The 23,384-nt window shown below is 63.6% G+C and carries 20 protein-coding genes; 9 read left to right on the plus strand and 11 right to left on the minus strand.

The window, feature by feature from the left end; translation table 11 throughout:
* Positions 1–54 precede the first annotated feature (54 nt).
* Positions 55–702, plus strand: a complete 648-nt coding sequence (locus tag AC6H34_RS24250; RefSeq protein ID WP_497540498.1) for a protein-L-isoaspartate(D-aspartate) O-methyltransferase — start codon at positions 55–57, stop codon at positions 700–702.
* A gap of 3 nt (positions 703–705) precedes the next feature.
* On the opposite strand, the gene ntrX is transcribed toward AC6H34_RS24250, so the two are convergent.
* From ntrX to dusB, 5 genes are all read right to left on the minus strand, one after another.
* The gene (gene ntrX / locus AC6H34_RS24255) at positions 706–2,076 is read right to left on the minus strand and encodes a nitrogen assimilation response regulator NtrX (protein WP_448147513.1); all 1,371 of its coding nucleotides are present in this window, start codon (positions 2,074–2,076) and stop codon (positions 706–708) included.
* 110 nt (positions 2,077–2,186) lie between these two features.
* Complete coding sequence (locus tag AC6H34_RS24260; RefSeq protein WP_497540499.1) at positions 2,187–4,496, minus strand: sensor histidine kinase NtrY-like; 2,310 nt, start codon at positions 4,494–4,496, stop codon at positions 2,187–2,189.
* A 233-nt stretch (positions 4,497–4,729) separates the two neighbouring features.
* A complete protein-coding gene (ntrC, locus tag AC6H34_RS24265; RefSeq protein WP_448147515.1) occupies positions 4,730–6,169 on the minus strand; it encodes a nitrogen regulation protein NR(I) in 1,440 nt (479 codons plus the stop codon).
* Between the two features lie 18 nt (positions 6,170–6,187).
* Positions 6,188–7,288 carry a two-component system sensor histidine kinase NtrB gene (locus AC6H34_RS24270; RefSeq protein ID WP_448147516.1) on the minus strand — a complete coding sequence of 367 codons (1,101 nt, stop codon included), beginning with the start codon at positions 7,286–7,288 and terminating at the stop codon, positions 6,188–6,190.
* Entirely contained in the window at positions 7,285–8,319 is a 1,035-nt protein-coding gene (dusB, locus tag AC6H34_RS24275) for a tRNA dihydrouridine synthase DusB (protein WP_448147517.1), read from the minus strand. The genes AC6H34_RS24270 and dusB overlap by 4 nt, the downstream gene beginning before the upstream one ends.
* 304 nt (positions 8,320–8,623) lie before the next feature.
* On the opposite strand from dusB, the gene AC6H34_RS24280 reads away from it, so the two are divergent.
* The gene (locus AC6H34_RS24280; RefSeq protein ID WP_448147518.1) at positions 8,624–8,923 is read left to right on the plus strand and encodes a DUF2147 domain-containing protein; all 300 of its coding nucleotides are present in this window, start codon (positions 8,624–8,626) and stop codon (positions 8,921–8,923) included.
* Positions 8,924–9,012: 89 nt separating this feature from the next.
* On the opposite strand, the gene gatB is transcribed toward AC6H34_RS24280, so the two are convergent.
* From gatB to AC6H34_RS24305, 5 genes are all read right to left on the minus strand, one after another.
* Entirely contained in the window at positions 9,013–10,479 is a 1,467-nt protein-coding gene (gatB, locus tag AC6H34_RS24285; RefSeq protein ID WP_497540500.1) for an Asp-tRNA(Asn)/Glu-tRNA(Gln) amidotransferase subunit GatB, read from the minus strand.
* Between the two features lie 135 nt (positions 10,480–10,614).
* Positions 10,615–10,929, minus strand: a complete 315-nt coding sequence (locus AC6H34_RS24290) for a chorismate mutase (protein ID WP_448147520.1) — start codon at positions 10,927–10,929, stop codon at positions 10,615–10,617.
* 2 nt (positions 10,930–10,931) lie between these two features.
* On the minus strand, positions 10,932–12,488 hold the full coding sequence (locus AC6H34_RS24295) for an amidase family protein (protein ID WP_497540501.1): 1,557 nt from the start codon (positions 12,486–12,488) through the stop codon (positions 10,932–10,934).
* Positions 12,489–12,570: 82 nt separating this feature from the next.
* Positions 12,571–12,858: an Asp-tRNA(Asn)/Glu-tRNA(Gln) amidotransferase subunit GatC gene (gene gatC / locus AC6H34_RS24300; RefSeq protein WP_448147522.1), complete on the minus strand. Its 288-nt coding sequence runs from the start codon at positions 12,856–12,858 to the stop codon at positions 12,571–12,573.
* A gap of 138 nt (positions 12,859–12,996) precedes the next feature.
* The gene (locus AC6H34_RS24305) at positions 12,997–13,695 is read right to left on the minus strand and encodes a metal-dependent hydrolase (RefSeq protein ID WP_497540502.1); all 699 of its coding nucleotides are present in this window, start codon (positions 13,693–13,695) and stop codon (positions 12,997–12,999) included.
* Between the two features lie 197 nt (positions 13,696–13,892).
* Between AC6H34_RS24305 and ruvX the strand changes: the two genes are divergently transcribed.
* From ruvX to topA, 7 genes are all read left to right on the plus strand, one after another.
* Positions 13,893–14,357, plus strand: a complete 465-nt coding sequence (ruvX, locus tag AC6H34_RS24310; protein WP_497540503.1) for a Holliday junction resolvase RuvX — start codon at positions 13,893–13,895, stop codon at positions 14,355–14,357.
* Between the two features lie 11 nt (positions 14,358–14,368).
* Positions 14,369–15,730: an FAD-dependent oxidoreductase gene (locus AC6H34_RS24315; protein WP_497540504.1), complete on the plus strand. Its 1,362-nt coding sequence runs from the start codon at positions 14,369–14,371 to the stop codon at positions 15,728–15,730.
* 192 nt (positions 15,731–15,922) lie between these two features.
* Positions 15,923–16,867, plus strand: coding sequence for an aspartate carbamoyltransferase catalytic subunit (locus tag AC6H34_RS24320; protein WP_497540505.1), 945 nt, complete (start codon positions 15,923–15,925; stop codon positions 16,865–16,867).
* Positions 16,868–16,878: 11 nt separating this feature from the next.
* Positions 16,879–18,174, plus strand: a complete 1,296-nt coding sequence (locus tag AC6H34_RS24325; RefSeq protein ID WP_448147527.1) for a dihydroorotase — start codon at positions 16,879–16,881, stop codon at positions 18,172–18,174.
* A 42-nt stretch (positions 18,175–18,216) separates the two neighbouring features.
* A complete protein-coding gene (plsY, locus tag AC6H34_RS24330; protein ID WP_497540506.1) occupies positions 18,217–18,804 on the plus strand; it encodes a glycerol-3-phosphate 1-O-acyltransferase PlsY in 588 nt (195 codons plus the stop codon).
* Positions 18,801–19,952, plus strand: coding sequence for a DNA-processing protein DprA (gene dprA / locus AC6H34_RS24335; protein ID WP_497540507.1), 1,152 nt, complete (start codon positions 18,801–18,803; stop codon positions 19,950–19,952). Before plsY ends, dprA begins: the two co-directional genes overlap by 4 nt.
* Positions 19,953–20,202: 250 nt before the next feature.
* Positions 20,203–22,857: a type I DNA topoisomerase gene (gene topA, locus AC6H34_RS24340; protein WP_497540508.1), complete on the plus strand. Its 2,655-nt coding sequence runs from the start codon at positions 20,203–20,205 to the stop codon at positions 22,855–22,857.
* Between the two features lie 20 nt (positions 22,858–22,877).
* Here the strand turns inward: topA and AC6H34_RS24345 are convergent, their stop codons facing one another.
* A complete protein-coding gene (locus tag AC6H34_RS24345) occupies positions 22,878–23,288 on the minus strand; it encodes a thiol-disulfide oxidoreductase DCC family protein (protein WP_497540509.1) in 411 nt (136 codons plus the stop codon).
* Between the last annotated feature and the right edge of the window lie 96 nt (positions 23,289–23,384).

A 23,384-nucleotide genomic window follows, 5' to 3' on the forward strand; every position in this document is an offset into this window, starting at 1 on the left:
GTTGTCGTTTCACTGCGGTACAGGGTGGCGTGTACGCAACAGCAGGACGGGATCGTGCCTGATCAAACGGACTTCATCGGCGCACGCAAGCGAATGGTGGAGAGGCAGGTCGCGGCTCGCGGCATACGCAACGCCGCGGTTCTGGAGGCGATGCGACATGTGCCACGCGAGTTCTTCGTGGATGAGGAACTCGGCTCTCGCGCCTATGAGGACTCGCCCTTGCCCATAGGCCAGGGACAGACCATTTCGCAGCCTTTCGTCGTCGCCCTGATGCTGGATGCCGCGGATATCGGACGCGAGGATCTCGTCCTGGAGGTCGGCGCCGGATCGGGCTATGTGTCGGCATTGCTGAGCCGCATGGCGGGACGGGTCTGCGCACTCGAACGTTCCGCCTCGCTCGCCCGCGAGGCCGTCAAGCGGCTGGAGCGGCTTGGTTGCGAGAATGTGGACCTGCGCTGCGGGGACGGTACCAAAGGATGGCCGGAACACCTCTCCTTCGACGCCATCATCGTCTCCGCCGGCGGCCCGGAAATTCCCCCTCGCCTCAAGGAACAGCTTGCGCCGGGCGGCCGCCTCGTCATGCCCGTCGGTCCGGCATCCAAGCAAGCACTCCTGTACCTGCTCAGGACCGGACCGGACAGCTTCACGACGCAGGACCTCGGGCCCGTAAGGTTCGTGCCGCTCATTGGCGACACGCCGTGATATTCAGGCGCCTACGCCAAGCGACTTCAGTTTGCGATGCAGGGCCGAGCGCTCCATGCCCACGAATTCGGCGGTTCGCGAAATATTGCCGCCGAAGCGATTGATCTGGGCAATCAGATACTCCCGTTCGAACAATTCGCGGGCATCGCGCAACTGGAGCCCCATCAGCTGTTCGCCGCCCTGCCCATTGGGACGCGTCGGCATCAGCGCGCCGATCTCGGGCGGCAGCATCTCGGCCGTGATGGTGGCATCGGGGTCCCCGCCGACCAGAATCATCAGCCGCTCAATATTGTTGCGCAGCTGGCGCACATTGCCCGGCCATTCATGCGATTGCAGCACGGCCATGGCGTCAGGCCCCACCACACGACGCGACAGGCCGGTGGCCGCAGCGATCTGGCCCTGGAAATAGTCCACCAATTCGGGAATGTCCTCCCGGCGCTCCGACAGGCCGGGCACACGGATCGGCACCACGGAGAGCCGATGCAACAGATCCTCGCGGAAACGGCCGTCGGCGACCTCCTCGGTAAGGTCACGTGAGGTCGAGGTAATGATACGCACGTCGACGTGTACCTTGGTGGCGCCGCCCACGCGCGTGAAGCTCTGGTCGATCAGGACACGCAGGATCTTGCCCTGCGTCTCGCGCGGCAAGTCGGCGATCTCGTCGAAGAAGAGCGTGCCGCCATGCGCTTCCTCGAAAGCGCCGATCTTGCGCGTGCGCCCATCGCCGCCCTCGACACCGAAAAGCTCCGTTTCCATGGTCTCCGGCGTGATGGATGCCGAGTTCAGCACGACAAAGGGGCCATTGGCCCTGGCCGAAGCCTGATGGATGCTGCGAGCTGTCAACTCCTTGCCCGACCCTGGCGGTCCGGCAATCAGCACGCGGCTGTTGGTCGGAGCGGATTTCTCGATGATCTGGCGTAGCTGGTTCATGGCGGAGGACCGGCCGATCATCTTCGAGGAACTGCCGGAGATCTGCCTGAGCTGTGTGACCTCGCGGCGTAGACGCCAGGTCTCGAGCGCTCGGTCGGCGACCAGGACGAGCCGGTCCGCCTTGAACGGCTTCTCGATGAAGTCGTAGGCGCCGATCTTGATGGCCGCGACCGCCGTCTCGATATTGCCATGGCCGGAGATCATCACCACCGGCACTTCCGGATGTTCCGCCTTCAGGACTTCCAGCAACTGCAGGCCGTCGAGCCGGGAGCCCTGCATCCAGATGTCGAGAAAGATCAGCTGGGGCCGGCGCTGCGCTATCGCGGCCAGCGCGTCGTCTGCATCCTTGGCGGTGCGGGCACCGTGACCTTCGTCCTCCAGAATGCCGGCCACGAGCTCTCGAATATCGGCCTCGTCGTCAACGATCAGAATATCCGTCGCCATTCTCTAGCCCCTGCTCAAAAGGAAGGCTCCGGCAGGCAAGGAAACCTGGCCGGACACATCGTGAAAATCATGCGGTTGAAATAACTGGTGCAGCCGAAAGCCGTTAAAACTCATTGCGCGGCCTCGCTCTTCACGGACTGCTCGGCTGGGAACCAAAGGCGCATCATCGCACCGTGGCCGCCATCCGCCACGGAGGGCGCGTCCAGAAGCTCGATGCCGCCGCCGTGTTCCTCCATGATCTTGCCGACGATGGCGAGACCGAGCCCCGTGCCTTTCTCGCGGGTGGTGACATAGGGCTCCAGCAGCTTCTGCCGATTCTCCTTCGGCAGGCCGATGCCGTTGTCGATCACCTGCACGGCGATGTTCGATCCGCTGCGCATCACGGAGACGGCTACCTGCCCCGGTTCCTTGTGGTCTTCGGGCATGCCAGCGATCGCCTCCGTGGCATTCTTGACGATATTGGTCACGGCCTGGGAAAGCAGGCGCCGATCGAAGCGCGCAATGACGGGCTCGGAGGGCGGGTCATAGGTGAAGGTGATGTCCGGATAGCCTATGCGCATCATGAAGACGACCTGCTTCACCATGTCGCCGAAGTCCTCGCTCTCGATCGAAGGCTTAGGCATGCGCGCGAAGGAGGAGAATTCGTCCACCATGCGCTTGATGTCGTCGACCTGCCGCACGATGGTATCGGTGCACTGATCGAAGACCTCGCGATCCTCGACGATCACCTTGCCGTATTTCCGGCGGATGCGCTCCGCCGAAAGCTGGATAGGCGTCAGCGGATTCTTGATCTCATGGGCGATACGGCGGGCAACATCCGCCCAGGCTGAACTGCGCTGTGCCACCACCAGTTCCGTGATGTCGTCGAGCGTCACCACATAGCCGTGTTCACGCATCGTCGATTGCTCGCTGGTGACGCGCACCGTGACGTTGCGCTCGCGTCCGTCGCGATTGATGGTGATCTGTCCCTGCACCAGCCGCGAACGCGTGTGCAGGGCATCGTTGAGATAGGTCGACAATTCAGGCATCAACTCGGCAAGCGGCCGGCCGACAGGCGTTTGGCGCGACTTGATCCATTGGCTTGCCAGCGGATTGACCACGGTGATCCGGCCCTCGTCGTCGATGCCGATCACTCCCGTGGAGACGCCCGACAACACGGCCTCGATGAAGCGCCGGCGGCTGTCGAGCAGGTCATTGGCGCCGAGCAGGTCGTTGCGCTGGGTACGCAGCGTATCGGTCATGTTGTTGAAGGTATCCCCCAGTTTGCCGAGATCCCCCGAGCCTGTTGTCACGGGCACATGAACATTGAGGTTGCCGCCTGCGACCTGGTCGGCTGCTCCGATCAGCCTGCGAATCGGCTCCACGAGGCGGTTGGCAAAGGAGAGGCCTATCCAGATCGCCGCCAGGAGCATGTTGAGAGCGATGATGGCGTAGAGCAGCGCAAAATTGACCTGGGTCGGGAAGCGGGTGGCCTTCAGGTCTTCGAACCGAGCCGAATCCTCGCTGGTCTGCCGGATATACTCGGCGATCTTGGGATCAAAGGGGCGGATGATGAAGAGGTAGCGGTTGTCGTAGGCCGAAAGCTTCAGCACCTGGCCCATGACATTCTTGGTGCCCGGATCGATGCGAACGCTCGGCTGCGTATCGGCGGTAGCAAGGGCGGGATAGAGCTTCGGCGGCAGGAAGAACGGCAGGCTGCCGGGAATGTAGGACTGGTCCGTGACCCGCCCCTCGCGCGTGAGGATCATCGCGCTCGACAGGCTGTAGTTGACGGCAAGCATATCCATCAGTTGCTGGAACTGCGCCCGGTCAGCGGAATAGAGCGGCGAATATTTGTTGAGGTCCGCCGCCATGGAGAGACCGGCGAAACGAAGCTGCTGGGCCTGCTCGTCCTGGTAGGAATTCGCAACTGCCACGGAGGTTTGGACGATGTTGCTCACGCGGGTCGAGAACAGATTGTCTAGCCCCCTGTCGAGCGAGATGATGGCGACGGTCGCGAGCAGCAGCACCGGGACGGCCGACACGACCGAAAACAGGCCGATCACCCGCATGTGCAATGCAGCACCGGCCTGGCCACGGCGCCGCGCTGCGATCAGATTGCCGGCTTCGACCGCCAAAAGCACCAGCAGGGCCACGATGAAGGAGGCGTTCACGATGAAGAGCGCGTCCACGGCATTGCTGTAGGCGGCATCGGTCGTGGGCGGCAAAGGCGCCGCATCGAAACCCAACCAAAAGCGCGACCGGGCCACGAGGTTCTTCAGCAAGGACGAGATCGGCTCGACGTCAACGAGCACGAAGAACGTGCCGATGGCCGAAGCAACTGAAAGGATGACGAGACCGAAGCCAAGCAGACCCAGACGCCTTGCCGGCATGCCGACGGCTTCAGACGCCGATGTTTCAGCCTTGTCTTCTGCCGCCATGCTGAAGCTGCTCCGCGCCTGCCTGCACAATAAGACGCACCTGGCGCCTCCGTTTCCTTTCGGCGCGCTGAGTGATTCCTGCAACACTGTTGCCGAATTGTAACAGAATCAAGGCCGCCCGCCGAGAATGCGCCGCGAAAGTACCTGCAACCGGTGCTTGCATACCGGTTTGAAGCGATATGCCTGTGGATGGCGAGAAGGCAGAGCCTGCCGAACGGCTAATGCCCCACCGGTTAGCGGATCGAGCGAATCACCTGGATATCGAGATCCCGGATCTTCTTGCGCAGTGTGTTGCGGTTGACGCCCAGCAACTCTGCCGCCTTGATCTGGTTGCCCCTGGTGGCGGCCAAAGCGGCACCGATGAGGGGCTCCTCGATGTCCCGAAGAATGCGATGGTAGAGTCCCGGCGGCGGCAGATCCTCGCCGAACTTGCCGAAATAGCGGGTCATGTGACGCTCGACCGAGGCCGACAGGGTCTCGTCCGCCGGACTTTCCGATTCGAGCGGCATCGTTTCGGACGTTGCGAGTTCCTGTTCGATGATGGCTGCGGTCAGTGTTTCCTGCGGATAGAGTGCGGAAAGTCGGCGCACCAGATTTTCGAGTTCGCGAACATTGCCGGGCCAGCGATGGCGCTTGAGGCGTTCTACCGCCGAGGCGTCGAGATGCTTGGGGGGCAGGCCCTCGCGCTCCACCAGCTTGAAGAAATGGCGCGCGAGGTCCGGCACGTCTTCTGCGCGTTCGCGCAGCGGCGGCAGGCGCAGCGGCACGACGTTGAGGCGGAAGAACAGGTCCTCGCGGAAGAGTCCCTGCTGGATCAGAACGCGCAGATCCTTGTTGGTGGCGGCGACGATACGCACGTCGGTCTTGATGGGCGTACGGCCGCCGACAGTGGTGTATTCGCCCTGCTGGAGCACGCGCAGGAGGCGGGTCTGTGCCTCCATGGGCATGTCGCCGATTTCGTCGAGGAAGAGCGTACCGCCCTCGGCCTGCTCGAAGCGGCCGACAGAACGGGTGTTGGCGCCCGTGAAGGCGCCCTTCTCGTGACCGAAGAGTTCGGACTCGATGAGATCGCGCGGGATCGCCGCCATGTTGATCGCGACGAAGGCGCCGCTGCGGCGCTTGCCATAATCGTGGAGCGCCCGGGCGACGAGTTCCTTGCCCGTGCCGGATTCGCCTGAGATCATCACGGTCAGGTCCGTCTGCATCAGGCGGGCGAGCACGCGATAGATTTCCTGCATCGCAGCCGAGCGTCCGACGAGCGGCATGTTCTCGGCTTCGTCGCTCGAACGGGCTGCAGGCTTGCCCTTGGGCTCGCTGAGCGCACGCCCGACGATGGCGATCAATTCCTTCAGGTCGAAGGGCTTGGGCAGATAGTCATAGGCACCCTTCTCGGAGGCCCGGATCGCCGTCATCAGCGTGTTCTGGGCGCTCATCACGACGACCGGGAGTTCGGGCCGTAGTTTCTTGATGCGCGGCAGCATGTCGAAGGCATTCTCGTCCGGCATCACCACGTCCGTGATGACGAGATCGCCCTCGCCCTGGCTCACCCAGCGCCAGAGCGTGGTGGCATTGCCGGTGGAGCGCACTTCGTAGCCGGCACGAGACAGGGCCTGGTTGAGCACGGTCCGGATGGCTGCGTCGTCATCGGCTACGAGAATAGAGCCTGCCTGCATACTGGTATTTCCTATGCGCTATGCGCTGCGGTCTGAGCGATACATGGGGAGGAGGATACGGAAGACGGTGCGCTTGTTCTGGCTTTCGCATTCGACGATGCCGCCATGATCGCCAACGATCTTGGCCACCAGGGCAAGGCCGAGGCCGGTGCCGCTGGTCTTGGTGGTGACGAAGGGATCGAAGAGATAAGGCAGGAGATCCGGCGCCACTCCCGGCCCGTTGTCCTTGATGCACACTTCGATGGGCAGGCTCACGCGCGAGGCGGAGCCCGGCACCGAGAGGCGCACGCCGGGCTTGAAGCCGGTGGTGAGGATGATCTCGCCCTCCGGATTGCCGTCGATCGCCTCGGCTGCATTCTTGACGAGGTTCAGGATGACCTGGATCAATTGGTCCTTGTTGGCGTGCACCGGCGGCAGGGAGGGATCATAGTCCTCGACGAACTTGATCTTCCGCGCAAAGCCGGATTGGGCCAGCTTCTTCACGTGTTCGAGCACGACATGAATGTTGACCGGGCTGCGGGCGACCGGGCGTTCGTCGGAGAAGACCTCCATGCGATCGACCAGCTTCACGATGCGGTCGGCCTCGTCGCAGATCAATTGCGTCAGGGCACGGTCCGGATCGTCGACGGACTGCTCCAGCAACTGAGCCGCCCCGCGAATGCCGGAAAGCGGATTCTTGATCTCGTGGGCCAGCATGGCGGCAAGCGCGGTGACCGATCGCGCAGCGCCGCGATGGGTCAGTTGCCGGTCCATCTTGTCCGCGATAGTCCGCTCCTGCAGCATGATCACGACGCCGCCGGCTTGGTCCTGCATGGGCGCGACCTGAATGTCGACCGGACGCTCGCCACCGAGCCGCGGGGAACCGAGATCGACACGGTATTCGTTGACGGGGGCGTTGCGCTCGCGGACCTGTTCGATGAGCGCCAGCAGAGGAGACCCGAACGGCAGGAGATCCTTGAGGAAGTTGCGCCGCATCACGGGCGCGCTGATATCGAAGAAAGCTTCCGCCGCCGTATTCGCGTCCACCACCCTGCCCTGCCCGTCCACGGACAGGATGGCATGGGGCAAGGCGTTTAGCACGGCCTCATGATTGGGCATGTGTCTTGCCAGAGCCGTCATGCTGCCATCCGTTCAAGACTTGCAAAAAAGGCAGAAAAACTCGCCGTCACCTGGGAGGGCTCCTCACTGGTAAGAACCTGTTCACGCAATCCATCATCTCCGCCGCCGAAATAGGCCTGAGCCGCATCCATGGCCGATGCCAGGTGCTTGCGGGCGTGGCGGACGCCTTGCTTGCGGCCGTAGAGCGCCAGAAGGCCGTCGTAGTGTTCGAGCGAGAGATCCTTCTGGACGCCCGCTGACGGAATGGGCAGCACATGCCCCGCCTTCAATTCGCGAGCGATATGCCCGGGCAGCCAGGGCCGCCCCTGTGCGGCGCGCCCCACCATGACGGCATCGGCGCCCGACTGGCCGAGCATGACCAGGGCATCGGTAAGACTGCCGCAATCGCCATTCGCGACCACCGGGATGGAGACGGCCTGCTTGACCGCCCTGATGGCACCCCAGTTTGCGATGCCCTTGTAGAACTGCATGCGGGTACGGCCGTGGACGATGATCATCGCCGCCCCGGCATTTTCCGCCATCCTGGCGAGTTGCGGAGCGTTGAGGCTGTCATGATCCCAGCCAAGGCGCATCTTCACGGTCACCGGCACCTGCACCGCGGCCACGGTGGCATCGATCAAAGTGAGGGCGTGTTCGAGGTCGCGCATCAACGCGGAGCCGGACCAACCGCCGGTCACCCGCTTGGCGGGGCAGCCCATGTTGATATCGATGACATCGGCGCCCGAATCGACCGCAACGCGCGCGGCCTCTCCCATCCAGCGCGCCTCGCAGCCCGCGAGTTGAACGACGTGAGGCCCTTCTCCCGGTGCCTCGGCCCGCAGCCGCGCCTCCTCGTCACCCGCCGCGAGCCTGTCGCTCGCCACCATCTCCGAAACGACGAGGCCGGCGCCGCAGCGGCGCGCGATGCGGCGCAATGCAGCGTCGGTCACGCCCGACATGGGCGCAAGGATAACCGGATTGGCCAATTCAACCGCGCCCAGCCGCAGAGATGTCTGCTTGGCAGCCGGTGCGGCCCGTTCATTGCCTACCATAAATGCAGGACTCCTCTATGCCTACAACTTAGCCAGTCGCCGCTTCGTCAGCAAGAGCAAACCGCCTTCAAAACAAGCATGCCCGTAAAACGGGCAGTGAATAAGCGAAGGCGCTCTCTTCGAGGACCGCGACGCGACATTTGCGGATTTGGTCGCTTTGGAAAATGATCAGCTCACTCGGTGTGCCCGGCGATATCGCAGCGCGCCGATTCTTGGAGTTGCGCACGTGAAAATCTCAATCAATCAGATTCTTGTGGCTGTTTTTTCAAGCCTCTTGCTCGTCGGTGAGGCGGAGGCCGGCGATGTGACCGGTACATGGCTGCGGGACAATGGCGAATCGAAGGTCAGCATCGCTCCCTGCGGCGAGGCTCTGTGCGGCTCGGTGACCTGGGTCAAGGATCCGGACGATCAGGCCGGCGTGGGCAAGCGTGTCTTCTACGACATGGTCTCCGCGGGGGAAAACAAGTGGAAGGGCAAGGCCTTCAACCCCGAGGACGGCAAGACCTATACCGGCACGATGACCCTGAATGGCGACAGACTGACGACGGCCGGATGTGTCCTGGGAGGCCTTATCTGCCGCTCCGTGAACTGGCTACGGCAGTAGATCCTGGACCTGCATTCACAGACATCGCTCCCCTGGCGTCATGAGGGCGGCAAGGGAAAATGGCGGTTGGAGACCGCCACTTAGTCGGCTCACAGCCCGAGCTTGGCCTTGAGGAGGTCGTTCACCGCCTGCGGGTTCGCCTTGCCGCCGGTCTGCTTCATCACCTGCCCCACGAACCAGCCGAGCATGGTCGGCTTGGCCTTGACCTGCTCCACCTTGTCAGGGTTGGCGGCGATCACGGCATCGACCGCGGCTTCGATCGCTCCGGTGTCTGTGACCTGCTTCATGCCGCGGGCTTCCACGACGGCGCGCGGATCACCGCCTTCGGTCCAGACGATCTCGAACAGATCCTTGGCGATCTTGCCCGAAATGACGTTCTCGCCGATCAGATCGACGATGGCGCCAAGCTGGGTAGCCGAGACCGGCGAGATCGTGATGTCCTTGCCCTCCTTGTTGAGGCGCCCGAACAACTCGTTGATCACCCAGTTGGCGGCGCTCTTGCCGTCCCGTCCCTTGGCGACCTCCTCGAAAAAGTCGGCCGATTCGCGCTCGGCGGTCAGCACGCCGGCATCATAGGACGACAGTCCGTACTGGCTGATGAAACGCGCCTTTTTCGGATCCGGAAGCTCCGGCAGATACTGCGCGAGATCATCCACGTAGGCCTGGTTGAATTCGAGCGGCAGCAGGTCGGGATCCGGAAAGTAGCGGTAGTCGTGCGCTTCTTCCTTGGAGCGCATGGAGCGCGTCTCGCCCTTGTTGGGATCGTAGAGGCGGGTCTCCTGGTCGATCGCTCCGCCATCCTCTAGAACGCCGATCTGGCGGCGAGCTTCCACCTCGACGGCCTGGCCGATGAAACGGATCGAGTTGACGTTCTTGATCTCGCAACGCGTTCCGAAGGGCTCGCCGGGCCGGCGAACGGAAACGTTCACGTCGGCGCGCAGGTTACCCTTGTCCATGTCGCCGTCGCAGGTGCCGAGATAACGCAGGATGGTCCGCAGCTTCGAGACATAGGCGCGCGCCTCGTCGGCAGAGCGCAAGTCCGGCCGGGACACGATCTCCATCAGCGCGACGCCTGAGCGGTTGAGGTCGACCAGCGAGACATCGCCCACATGCATCGACTTGCCGGCATCCTGCTCGAGATGCAGGCGCTCGATCCCGACGCTGAGCGTTTCCCCGCTTTCCGGAACCTCGACGATCACGGTGCCTTCGCCCACGATCGGCTGCTTGTACTGCGAGATCTGGTAGCCCTGCGGCAGGTCCGCATAAAAGTAGTTCTTGCGGTCGAACACGGACTTAAGGTTGATCTGCGCCTTGAGGCCGAGACCGGTGCGAATGGCCTGCCGAACGCATTCCTCGTTGATAACGGGAAGCATGCCCGGCATTGCCGCGTCGACCAGCGAGACGTGGCTGTTGGGTTCGCCGCCGAACTTGGTCGAGGCGCCCGAGAACAGCTTGGCATCCGAAGTGACCTGGGCATGGATTTCCATGCCCACCACCACTTCCCAATCGCCCGTGGCACCCTTGATCAGTTTCTTGGAGTTGACCGTGGCGTCCATATCTAGGCTCCGGTTCAGATAGTTTGAAATCGAATGGGCCGTTTAGCCCCGTTGAAGGCGTTTCGCGCTTCGAACGTCCCGTCAACAATCCGGGACACTTCGAAACGAGGGGGCGGAGCGAGGCAGCGTCTGCGTTCAAACGCGCTTCGCTCCCTTGGGAGCGAGGTGGCGGTCCTCGTAATCGATGATCCAGGACACCATGTTGCGCCAGATCACTTCCGCGAGTTCCGGCGGCAGGCCCTCCGCCTCGGCAAGCCTGCGGGCGGTGGCCACGACCTCCTCCACCCGCTCGGGGATGTTGGCGGGAAGGCCGTCGCGAACCTTCACCTTGACCACCCGTTGCACCACATTGAGGCGGGAGGCGAGGAGATGCACGAGCTTTTCATCGATCGCATCGATCTCCTTGCGCAGATCTGACAGTTTTTCAGCCGTCCTCTCCGCCTCGATCATGGTCAGGCCCACCAGGTCTGTGGCCGGCCAAGCGGCCCGGCGGCCTGCTCGATGGCATGGCCCAGCGTGAACAGCGTCTCCTCGTCGAAGGCACGGCCGATAAGTTGCAGGCCGAGGGGCAGACCGTCGCTCGACAGTCCGGCCGGAACCGCGATGCCCGGCAGGCCGGCCATGTTCACGGTCACGGTGAACACGTCGTTGAGGTACATCTCGACCGGATCCGCGCCGGCCTTCTCGCCGATGCCGAATGCTGGCGACGGGGTGGCCGGCGTCAGGATCGCATCGACGCCATCCGCATAGGCGAGTTCGAAATCGCGCTTGATCAGCGTACGGATCTTCTGCGCGCGGACATAGTAGGCGTCGTAATAGCCCGCCGAGAGCACATAGGTGCCGATGAGGATGCGACGCTTCACCTCGCTGCCGAAGCCTGCGGCCCGGGTGTTCTCGTAGAGATTGTCCAGGGCGGAGAGCTTCTGGTTGGTGATCGCAGCCACCCGCTCACCGTAACGGACGCCGTCGTAGCGGGCGAGGTTGGAGGAACACTCGGCAGGCGCGACAATATAGTAGGCCGGCAGGGCATATTTGGTGTGCGGGAGGCTGATTTCACGGATCTCCGCGCCGGCATCGCGCAGCCAGTCGATACCCTTCTGCCAGAGGGCATCGATCTCGGCCGACATGCCGTCGACGCGATACTCCTTGGGGATGCCGATCACCTTGCCCTTCACCGACTTGCCGATCGCAGCCTCGTAATCCGGCACGGGAAGATCCATGGAGGTGGTATCCTTCGGATCATGTCCAGCCATGGATTTGAGCAGAACGGCGCAATCGCGCACGGTCTGGGCGAAAGGACCGGCCTGGTCGAGCGAGGATGCAAAGGCGACGATACCCCAGCGCGAGCAGCGGCCATAGGTCGGCTTTATGCCGGCTATGCCGGTAAACGCGGCCGGCTGACGGATCGAGCCTCCGGTATCGGTGCCCGTTGCTCCCGGGCACAGACGCGCGGCGACGGCCGCAGCCGAGCCGCCCGAGGAACCGCCGGGGACGAGGAAGCCCCGGGGCACGCTACCCGCGCTGCGGGCGGCGGCCAGCTTCTCCCTGCCCTGTTCGGCGCTCCAGTTCGGCGGCAGCCAGGGTGAGACGACCGGACCGAAGGCCGAAGTCTCGTTCGAAGATCCCATGGCGAACTCGTCATTGTTGATCTTGCCGAGCATGACGGCACCGTCGCGCCATAGCTGGCTCGTGACGGTCGATTCATAGGTGGGAACGAAGTTGTCGATGATGCGCGAGCAGGCGGTGGTGCGAACGCCTTCGGTGGCAAACAGGTCCTTGACGCCAAGCGGCACGCCTTCGAGCGGTCCTGCGTCACCTTTCGCAAGCCGGGCGTCGGCCTTGGCAGCCATGGCGAGCGCCTGATCCGGCGTCTCCAACACATAGGCATTGAGGCTCCGGGCCTTCTCGATGGCGGCCAGATAGGCCTTGGTCGCCTCTGTCGAAGTGAACGACTTCGCTTTCAGGCCGTCGCGGATTTCAGCGAGGGTTAGATCGGTAATATGGCTCACGGAATGGATCCTGAACGGGAGATCTGGGCATCCGACCGGCCCTGTGTCCGGTCACGTGAAAATCGGCTGGTCCGCGCGAGACTTACTCGACGACCTTCGGCACGAGGAAATAATTGTCTTCCCGGGCGGGAGCATTGGCGACGATCTTCCCGGCGATATCACCGTCCGTCACCACGTCCTGCCGCTTCTTCATCACCATGGGCGTCACCGACGTCATCGGCTCGACGCCGGAGACGTCAACTTCATTGAGTTGCGCCACGAAATCCAGGATGGCGTTGAGTTCGCCCTGCAAATGCGGAACATCTTCATCGGCGACAGCAATGCGCGCGAGATGCGCGATACGCTTCACCGTGGCGGCATCGACAGACATGAAATCCTCGGATCGTGCACGAAAACGGAACGGCGCGGTCTATCATGCACGCCTTCGCGGGTGCAACCCTTCGCTGATTGCCGGGATCACCGGCTTGCGGCCGGCGCGCCGATCCTTGGGCCGGCACGCCGGAATTCGTCACACCTCGACGGTTTCGCCCGGCTTGGGCGCCAGGACTTTCGTCCTGCTTCCAGCCAGATCAGCGACGAAGGTGTCGGCACTGCTAACCAGCCCGGGGAAGGTGGCGTAGTGGCTGGGGATGGCGACATCGAGATTGAGGTAGCGCTTCACCGCAAGTGCCGCCACCTTCGGCCCCATGGTGTAGCGATCGCCGATCGGCACCAGACCGATCTTCGGTTCATGCAGTTCCGCGATGAGCGCCATATCGGAGAAGATGTCGGTATCGCCGAGATGGTAGACTGCGGGGTGCCCCGGAGCTTTGAGGATGAGGCCGTTGGCGTTGCCGACGGCGATGCTCACTCCATTGTCGATCAGGCTTGCGGAATGGTCGGCGCGCACCATCGTGACGGTGAACCCGCCCAGGTCGATGGTCCCCCCCGTATTCATCGCTTCGACCTTTTCAACGCCTTTGCCGGCCAGGAAGGTGACGAGATCGGCGTTGGACACGACCGTTGCGCCGGTTTCCCTGGCAAGCTCGATGGTGTCGCCGACATGGTCGATATGGCCGTGGGTGAGCAGGATGTGACTGATGCCGGCGCTGACTGCAGCCCGGTCCCCCGTAAAGGCAGGATTTCCGGTCAGGAACGGGTCGAAAAGGACAGCCCTGTCATCGAACTCGACGCGGAACGCCGCATGACCCAGCCAGGTAATACGCATATTGAAATGTCCTTGGAATGCAGGAAGGGGTGGGACCGCTCGGTCCCATGGCGAAAGCATACCCCGCACGAGCGGCAAAATGCTATCGGGATCTGCCATCACCTTTTGGTGTGCGCACTCACCGGCCCCCATGCTCTTCCTGATTGCCAAGACGCGATGCATGGCGCAAATGGGCTCCTTTGAGGAGCGTCTCCGCCTTGATCGTCGATCTTTTCGACCTCGCTGAAAATCTGCCGCAGGAACAGCGGCTGCTGGGCCTCGATCTCGGCACCAAGACCATCGGTCTTGCGCTCTCCGACGTCATGCTGACCATCGCGACGCCGCTCGAGACGATCAGGCGCACCAAGTTCACCGCCGACGCCGAGCAGCTTCTCGCCATTGCGGCCCGGCATCATGTCGGGGGACTCGTGCTCGGCTATCCCCTCAACATGGATGGCAGCCGAGGCCCTCGCGCGCAGGCTTCGGAGAGTTTTGCCCGCAACCTCCGGCGCCTCAGCGACCTGCCCCTCGCCCTATGGGATGAGCGCCTCTCGACCGCCGCCGTAACCCGCACCTTGCTTGAAGCCGACGCTTCACGTCGCAGGAGAGCAGAAGTCGTCGACAAAATGGCGGCATCCTTCATCCTGCAAGGCGCGCTCGATCGCCTGGGCTATGGGCGATAAGGCAACGATATATGAAGACGATCACGGAACCCGCGCGTCAGATCGATGTCATTCTCGAGACCGATGTGCTGGTGGTCGGCAGCGGCCCTGCGGGGTTGGCGGCCGCTCTCGCCTGCGCTCGGGCCGGCGTCGAGACAACGCTCCTGGAGCGTAACGGCTGTTTCGGCGGCAACATCACGCAGGTCGGCGTCGAAGGCTTTGCCTGGTACAGGCATGAAAAGACCATCGACAGCGAAGGCATCGGCATCGAATTCGAGCAGCGCGCCAAGGCGATGGGCGCCTCGCAGCCCGAGCCCCAGTCCGACAGCCATGCGCTCGATGCGGAACTCTTCAAATATGTCGCCGATGTGCTCGTGCAGGAGGCCGGTATCCGGCCCATGCTGCATCGCCTCGTGGTCGACACTATTGTAGAGGACGGGATCATCAAGGGTGTCGTTACGGAAAGTAAGGCCGGGCGCGAGGCGATCCTGGCTCGGCGCGTGGTCGATGCCACGGGTGATGCCGACATCGCCTACCGGGCCGGCGCGCCGACCTGCAAGACGCCACGGGAGGAGATGCAAGCCGCCTCCGTGATGTTCTCCATGTGCGGTGTCGACAAGCGCCGGTTCCTGGATGCGGTTAAGGCCGATCCGCAAACCTACAAGGACTGGGAAAGCGGCGAGTGGAGCATCGAGACGACCGGCAAGGAGGACGCGATGTTCTCCCCCTTCCTGCGCAAGCCCTTCAAGAAGGCGATGGAGGCCGGGGAGATCCCGGCGGGCCTCACCACGATCGCGGGCACCTGGGGAACTGTCTCGGACCAGGGCGACCTCACCTATCTCAACCTCGTGCACCTGCCCGGCTGCGACGGCACCGACCCGAATGATCTTACGGCGGGCGAGATCGAGGGGCGACGCCAGGCGATCCTGGCGGTCGACGCGCTCCGCCGCTACATGCCGGGCTGCGAGGGCGCCAAGCTTCGCAATTTCGGCATGACCATCGGCATCCGCGACACGAGGAAGATCGACGCCTGGTACAACATGACCGGTGCCGACGTGCGCGAACAGGGGCGTTTCGAGGATTCGATCGGCATATTCCCCGAATTCATCGATGGCTACGGCATCCTGATCCTGCCTACCACCGGGCGCTACTTCCAGTTGCCCTACCGGGCGATGCTGCCCAAGCAGATCGGCAACCTCATCGTGGCCGGACGCAGCATCGGCGGTGACAAGATCTCGCATGCGGCAGTGCGTAACATGATGTGCTGCGCTGTCGATGGCCAGGGAGCGGGAACCGCCGCCGCGGTTTCCCTCAGGACGGGCCGGTCCTTCAACGATGTCGATATCGCGCTCGTCCAGAAGGAACTGCGCAGGCAAGGCGCCCGCATTCATTAGGACACCGCTTCCAGGTCGAATCGTTGGGACGTCGTTCCGATCGCGACGAGTAATCCGGGGCCGTCGTGCTTTGGGATGCTGCCATTGGATCGGCGGGTGGAGAGCCGCGTCCGGTCAAGAGGGTGGAAAAGCCCTCTCCCGGCATCTCAATCCTTGCTGCCGCCTTCGGCACGGCCTATGAAGTCGGCTTTGATGACCAAGCCAGAAGCAACCTATCCGCATCGTCACCTCCTCGGCATCGAAGGCCTGACGGAGCGCGACATTCTCAGCCTGCTCGACGAGGCTGACGACCACATTGCCTTCAACCGGCAGATCGAAAAGAAATCGTCCGCGTTGCGCGGGCGAACCCAGATCAACCTGTTCTTCGAGCCATCGACGCGGACGCAATCCTCCTTCGAACTGGCGGGCAAGCGCCTCGGGGCGGACGTGATGAACATGTCGGTGGCGTCCTCCTCGGTGAAGAAGGGGGAGACGCTCATCGACACGGCGATAACGCTCAACGCCATGCGGCCCGATGTGATCGTGGTCCGCCACAGCCAGGCCGGCGCCGTCCACCTGCTCGCCCGCAAGGTCGATTGCGCGGTGGTGAATGCCGGCGACGGCGCGCATGAGCACCCCACCCAGGCGCTGCTCGATGCCCTGACCATCCGGCGCCACAAGGGCCGGATCGCGGGGCTGACCGTTGCGATCTGCGGAGACATCCTGCACTCCCGCGTCGCCCGTTCGAACATCCTGCTGCTGGGCACGCTGGGAGCCCGCATCCGGCTGATAGCGCCTTCCACGCTCCTACCCGCGGAAGTCGATCGCTTCGGCGTCGAGGTCTTCAGGGACATCAGGCAGGGCATCGAGAATGCCGATATCGTAATGATGCTGCGCCTTCAGCGGGAACGCATGGCAGGGGCCTTCATCCCCTCCACCAAGGAGTACTTCCGCTATTTCGGCCTCGATGAGGAGAAGCTGAAATATGCCAAGCCAGACGCGCTGGTGATGCATCCCGGCCCCATGAATCGCGGCGTCGAGATCGACACCGCCGTGGCGGACGGCGCCCAGTCGCTCATCCGCGAACAGGTGGAGGCGGGCGTTGCAGTGCGCATGGCCGTGCTCGAGGCACTTGCTCGCAACCTGCCCAACGCCTGAGGGGATGCCCCATGAACAACGCCTCCCCTCTCCTCCTCGTCAATGCCCTCCTCACAGATCCGGCCGGCGGCACGCAGATGCGCGGCGGTCTGCTGGTTAAGGATGGCGTCATCGCCGACCTTGGCCCCGGAGTGACCAGCGGCATCGCCGGATCCGACGTGCAGGCAGTCGATTGCGGCGGCCAGGTTCTGGCCCCCGGCCTGATCGACATGCGCGCCGTGACGGGCGAGCCGGGCGCCGAGCATCGCGAAACGCTCGCCACCGCGTCCCAGGCCGCAGCCGCGGGTGGGGTGACCACGGTCGTGTGCACGCCCGAGACCCATCCACCGATCGATGATCCCGCGATCGTCGACTTCGTGCTGCGGCGGGCACGCGATACGTCGATCGTGCACATCCATGCGATGGCCGCCCTCACGAAGGGGTTGGCGGGCCAGGAGATGACCGAGATCGGCCTGCTGGGCGAAGCGGGGGCGCTGGCTTTCACGGACGGCGCCCGCAGCGTGATGAACGCCCGCGTCCTGCGCCGCACGCTGACCTACGCCCGGGACTTCGACGCCCTGGTGATTCATCATACGCAGGATGCCGATCTCGCTGGCGATGGCGTGATGAACGAAGGCGAATTTGCCAGCCGTCTCGGTCTGCCCGGCATTCCCGCTGAAGCGGAGGCGATGCTGCTGGAGCGCGACATGCGCCTGGTGGCGCTCACGGGGGCACGGTATCACGCGGCCACCGTCACCTGCCGCGCCTCGCTCGACGTGCTGCGCAAGGCCAAACGCGATGGCCTGAGGGTGACGGCTTCGACGTCGATCAATCACGTGACCCTGAACGAGAACGACATCGGCGCCTTCCGCACGTTCTGCAAGGTGTCCCCGCCCCTGCGTCATGAGGACGACCGCATCGCCTTGGTGCAAGCCGTGAAGGATGGGCTCGTCGACGCCATCGTCTCGGATCACAACCCGCAGGATGTCGAGACCAAGCGGCAGCCCTTCGCGGAAAGCGCCGATGGGGCCATCGGCCTGGAGACCATGCTGTCGGCGGGGCTCCGTCTCGTCCATGACGGTTCTCTCGACCTGGTGGCCCTCCTGCGGGCCGTTTCGACCCGCCCGGCCGAGATCCTGCGCCTGCCCGGAGGGCGCCTGGCCAAGGGCGCGCCGGCCGACCTCGTCGTATTCGATCCCGACCTGCCCTTCGTACTCGACGCGGCCCGGCTGAGATCGCGCTGCAAGAATTCCCCCTTCGATGGTGCGCGCCTGCAGGGGCAGGTATCGTGCACCATCGTTGCCGGCCGACTCGTCTACCAGATCTGATATGGAAATCCGCGTCCCGATTGTCTCAACAGAGCCAACCCCATGGTCGACCTGATCGCAGCTGCATTGCTGGGCTATCTGCTCGGCTCCATCCCTTTCGGCCTGATACTCACCCGTGCGGCGGGACTGGGTGACATCCGGTCCATCGGCTCGGGGAACATCGGCACCACCAATGTGCTGCGGACCGGGCGCAAGGATCTTGCTGCCGCAACACTCCTGCTCGATGCCATAAAGGGCACGGCCGCGGTGCTTCTCGCCCGCTACTTCTGGGGCGTGGACGCGGCCATGGTCGCCGGCTTCTTTGCCTTCATCGGCCATATCTTTCCGGTTTGGCTCAGGTTCAAGGGAGGCAAGGGCGTCGCCACCTATCTCGGCCTGCTTGCCGCCTTCGCCTGGCCGGCGGCGATCTTCTTCGCGGTGGCGTGGCTGGTCGTTGCCTTCGTCACCAGATACTCTTCGGCCTCGGCGCTGACGGCGAGCCTGCTGAGCCCCATTGCGCTGCTGGTGTTGGGGTATCGCAACGAGGCCGTCCTCTTCGTCCTGCTTTCCATCACGCTGTGGATCATGCACCGGGCCAATATCGGGCGCCTCCTCAACGGAACCGAAAGCAAGATCGGGAAGAAGGCGTGAGCGCTTTCCGGCGCCGGCCTTTGTCCGAAAGGGAAAGGCTGGACTGGCTGCGACTCATCCGCTGCGAAGGCATCGGTCCGATCAGTTTCAAGGGCCTTGTCGAAAGCCATGGCAGCGCCGCCGCAGTGCTCGACGCCCTGCCCGATATCGCCAGGCGCAGCGGAAGAGCCCTTCGCCTGCCTTCCGAGGCCAGTCTGGAGCGTGAATGTGCCGCCATGGACAGGATCGGGGCCCGGTTCCTGGCCACGGTCGAGCCGGACTATCCCGAAGCCCTGGCGGCTATCGATTCGGCCCCACCCGTCATTGGCTTCCAGGGATCGCTGGAGGTCCTCGCCAAGCCCATGATTGCGATCGTCGGCGCCCGCAACGCCTCGGCGATCGGCGAACGCCTCGCCACCGAACTGGCGGCGCATCTCGCCAGCGCCGGTTACGCCGTGGTGTCGGGGCTGGCGCGCGGCATCGACAGGGCCGTGCACCAGGCCACCTCTCGGCACGGCACGATAGCCGTGGTCGCCGGCGGTCTCGGAAAGATCTATCCACCACAGCATGAAGGGCTGGTCCGCGATATCGTCGGCACCGGGGCCGTCATTTCCGAAGCGCCATTCGACTGGGTGGCAACCGCGCGGGATTTCCCCAAACGCAACCGCATCGTTTCCGGGCTCGCTCTTGGCGTCGTGGTCATCGAGGCCGCGATGAAATCGGGATCCCTGATTACCGCCCGCCTCGCCGTCGAGCAGGGCCGGGAACTGATGGCCGTCCCCGGCTCGCCGCTCGACCCGCGCCACGACGGCTGCAACAAGCTCATCCGTGAGGGAGCTACGCTAGTCCGCCACGCGGGAGACGTGCTCGAGGTGATAGCCCCCTTGGTGGCTCTTGAGATGGCCCCCGCAGCGCCGGCTCGCCGGCACCAATCCCACTTCGACTTCGGTGCGCCAGGCGAGCCGCGTGCCACGCGACTCGAACCACCGGTCTCCGATGACGAGGACCAGAATCGCCTCGTTGCCCTGCTAGGATCTTCTCCTGTCGCGATGGACGATCTGGTGCGCGCCTCCGGTCTCGAGCCTCGCCGTGTACAGCTTATCCTGCTCGATCTGGATCTGGCGGGACGAATCGAGAGGCATGGCAATGGCATGGTGTCGCTGTTGTAATTCAGCCCGCAGATTTGACTTGGGGCTACCTTTTGCCCATCTTGCCGGCCCATTGATGGCGCCAGCGTCATCTTCTCCGACGAATGCGCCAGATTGCAATTTTCGGATTTATCCTTATTTGGCTGCTTGTCGCCCTGCTTTCTAAGGCAAAAGGGTGACCTGCCCGATTTCATGCCTTGCCCAGACAGGCCCGCTCGAAGGCCCGTCAAGGTGAGGATTGCCTCGTTTTCGATTGTGAACGGCCCTGCCCATGCCTGTCGTCATCGTTGAGTCGCCCGCCAAGGCGCAAACGATCAACAAATATCTCGGTTCCGGCTATCAGGTGATCGCCTCCTATGGCCATGTCCGCGATCTGCCCGCCAAGGATGGCTCGGTGGAACCGGATGCCGATTTCGCCATGCTCTGGGAGAACGACGCCAAGGCAGGCAAGCGCCTTACCGATATCGCGAAGGCGGTCCGGGAGAGCGACAAGCTGATTCTCGCCACCGACCCTGATCGCGAGGGAGAAGCGATATCCTGGCACGTCCTGGAAATCCTGCGCCAGAAGCGGGTCCTCAGGGATATTCCGGTCGAGCGCGTGACCTTCAACGCGATCACCAAGGATGCGGTGCAGAAGGCCATGAAGGCCCCGCGCGACATCGACGAGGGTCTCGTCGACGCCTACCTCGCCCGCCGTGCCCTCGACTATCTCGTGGGCTTCCGCCTTTCGCCGGTGCTTTGGCGCAAGCTGCCCGGCGCCCGCTCGGCCGGCCGTGTACAATCGGTGGCCCTGCGCCTGGTATGCGACCGCGAACTGGAAATCGAGCGCTTCGTGGCACGCGAATACTGGTCGCTGGTCGCGACGCTCGCCACGCCCCGGGGCGATCTCTTCGAGGCCCGCCTCGTCGGCGCCGACGGCAAGAAGATCCAGCGTCTCGACGTCGGTACCGCAAAGGAAGCGATGGCTTTCCGCGCCGCGCTCGAGGCCGGCCGCTATGTGGTCGTCAGCGTCGAGGCCAAGCCCGCGCGACGCAATCCATTCCCGCCCTTCACCACTTCGACGCTGCAGCAGGAAGCCAGCCGCAAACTCGGCCTGTCGCCCAACCGCACGATGCAGATCGCCCAGCGCCTCTACGAGGGCGTCAACGTCAATGGCGAGCAGGTCGGCCTGATTACCTACATGCGTACGGATGGCGTCGACATGGCGCCCGAGGCGATCGCCGCCGTGCGCAACCTGATCGGCAAGAGCTACGCGCCGTCTTATCTGCCAGAGTCTCCTCGCCGCTATACGACCAAGGCCAAGAACGCGCAGGAAGCGCATGAGGCGATTCGTCCCACAGATCCCTCGCGACTGCCCAAGGATGTGGCCAAGTTCCTCGACAGCGAACAGGCGCGTCTCTACGAACTGATCTGGAAGCGGACCGTCGCCAGCCAGATGGCGCAGGCGGAACTCGAACGCACCACCGTGGATATCCTCGTGGAGGCCGGCGGCCGCAAGCTCGACCTGCGCGCCACCGGTCAGGTCGTGAAGTTCGACGGTTTCCTCACTCTCTACAACGAGGATCGCGACGATGAGGGAGACGACGAGGATTCGAAGCGTCTGCCCGCCATGTCGACCGGTGAACTCCTCGAGAAGAAATCGATCGCCGCAACCCAGCATTTCACCGAGCCGCCGCCGCGCTACAGCGAGGCGACCCTGATCAAGCGCATGGAAGAACTCGGCATCGGTCGCCCTTCGACCTATGCGGCCACGCTCGCCACACTGCGCGACCGCGAATACGTTTCAATCGACAAGAAGCGCCTGAAGGCCGAGGACAAGGGACGGCTCGTCACCGCCTTTCTGGAAAGCTTCTTCGCCCGCTACGTCGAGTATGATTTCACGGCCGCCCTGGAAGAGAAGCTCGACCGCATCTCTAACCACGAACTCGATTGGAAGGAGGTCCTTCGCGATTTCTGGAAGGACTTTTCGGCTGCTCTCGACGGTACCAAGGAATTGCGCACCACGCAGGTGCTCGATGCTCTCAACGACATTCTTGGTCCGCATATCTTCCCCGACCGCGGTGATGGCTCCAACCCGCGCCAGTGCCAGGTATGCGGTACGGGCTCTCTGTCCCTGAAGCTTGGCAAGTATGGCGCCTTCATCGGCTGCTCCAACTATCCCGAATGCCGCTACACCCGTCAGCTCTCGGCCAGCGCCGAGCAGACGAGCGACAGCGAGGGAGGCAATGGCGGCGAGGCCGGGACGAAGAAGCTGGGCACCGACCCCCAGACAGGCCTCGAGGTGACACTGCGAGACGGTCGCTTCGGCCCGTACGTCCAGCTCGGCGAGGGTGACAAGCCCAAGCGTACCAGCTTGCCCAAGGGCATGAATCCAGCGGGTATCGATCTGGAAAGGGCGCTCGCCCTGCTGGCCCTGCCGAAGGAAGTCGCCGTCCATCCCGAAAGCGGGAAGCCCATCCTGGTGGGCATCGGCCGCTTCGGCCCTTATGTCCAGCACGAGCGGACTTACGCCAATCTGGACAAGGACGACGACGTGCTCTCGATCGGAGCCAATCGTGCCATCGATCTCATCCATACCAAGGAGAGCAACGGTGCCGGCCGTCGTTTCGGCGCGGCGGCAGTGGCCGGGCGGGTTCTGGGCGACTTTCCGGGCGGCGGCAAGATCGAGGTGCGCCCGGGGCGCTATGGTGCCTATGTCACCAACGGCAAGGTCAACGCCACCCTGCCCAAGGGCGTGGAGGCCGATGCCGTAACACTCGAGCAGGCGATCGAACTGATCGCCGCGAAGGGCGGCAAGGCGACCACCGCAAAGAAGGCGGCGGCAAAAAAGCCGGCGGCGAAAAAGACCACTGCCAAGAAGGCCCCTGCCAAGAAAGGCAGCAAGGCTATCGTCGATTCGGACGAGGTACCGTTCGACGCCGATTGAGGCGTCAACGGTCTTTGCATCTACCACCTTCCCTTGCGCTTGTTCCAGGCGAACAGCACATCGGCAAGCCGGTCATAGGCGAAGCGCGTCAGGTGGATCAGGCCCGGCGCGCCCAGGATCGAAGCGATCCAGTGCTGCCCGGGCGTTCTCTCCCAGACAGCCACAGCGACATCGGCGCCGACGAGGAGCCTGCCGTTCTCGTCCGTGGCGTGAAGCCGACGCCGGACATCATCCAGCCCGGACCCAAAATGAGCCAGGGCATCGGGCTGGAGATTGATGTCGAGGAATTCGATACGCTCCGCCTTTACCGCGTCCAGAAGCCGGTTGCGCTGGTGCCGGATACCCGCGTCGCAAACAGGGCATTTTGTGTTGTACCAGACGGTAAGGGGCCTGGATTTGCCGCCGACCCACGGCTCGGAACTGGGAATCATAGCTGGAGCACAATGGTTTCAGTCGAGCGCCGGGGCCAGACCCGACGTCCTGCCTCGATATTTTCTCGCGAGTCCGACCAAGGAGCCGGAGTACCA

It is taken from the genome of Labrys sp. ALF-8, from assembly GCF_059699065.1.